The organism is Bacillus sp. LR--39 (assembly GCF_053613335.1).
In genome coordinates this window covers 1-731 of sequence record NZ_JBSIOT010000818.1, presented here as the reverse complement: position 1 = coordinate 731, position 731 = coordinate 1, and the positions used below count along the sequence as shown (strand labels likewise).

Genomic DNA, 731 nt, shown 5'->3' with positions numbered 1-731 from the left:
CCGATCATGATTTGATTGAAGAGCTTGTGAATCATTATTGTTTTGAGCATGAGATTTAGAGCCCTGCCGTGCAGGGCTCTTTAATTTAGGATGTGATCAGGCCATACTTTTTCAGGATATCTACGGTGATGTTTTTAGCTTTTGTGCCGGAATCATCGACATTGGTGACAAAGACATAAGAGCCATGCTCTGTTTTGATGAATCCGACAAACCATCCTAATCCCATATCAGTCAGGCGAGTTCCGGTTTTCCCGTAGAGCGTGTAATGATCGCCTTCCTCTTGAATCATCATGCGCTTGACGGTTTTCATCACCGGTTTGTCAAATGGAAGCTCCTCTTTAAATAGTTTCTCCAAAAAGGTTTCTTGTTCCAGCGGAGATATTGTGAGCGAGCTTTGCAGCCAAAACTGGTCGATTCCCCCGCTGATATCCTCGTTGCCGTAAGATAGTGTATGAAGCCATGATTTCATCCTTTCCTCGCCGATATCTCTCGCTAATGCCTGATAATACCAGATTGCGGATTCGCGCATGGCCGAGCCAAGCGTATGGTCGCGGTTCCATGATTCGAATTCACGCTTGACCCCGTCCCATCGTTTAACATCGTATTCATCTCTTACAGCTTTGACCTGCAAACCGATTAAAGCGTTCACGACTTTAAAGGTGGATTGCGGAGTTTGTCTTTGATTTGACCGTTTTCTGTTATAGACAAATGTCTGCTCTTTTTGTAAATCG

General features: G+C 44.5%; 1 protein-coding gene. It reads right to left on the bottom strand.

Annotated features, from left to right (window positions below):
• Positions 1 to 85: 85 nt before the first annotated feature.
• Positions 86 to 731 (bottom strand): class D beta-lactamase (gene blaOXA, locus ACWHAR_RS26740; RefSeq protein WP_452088386.1); only part of this gene is annotated, 646 nt, incomplete at its 5' end.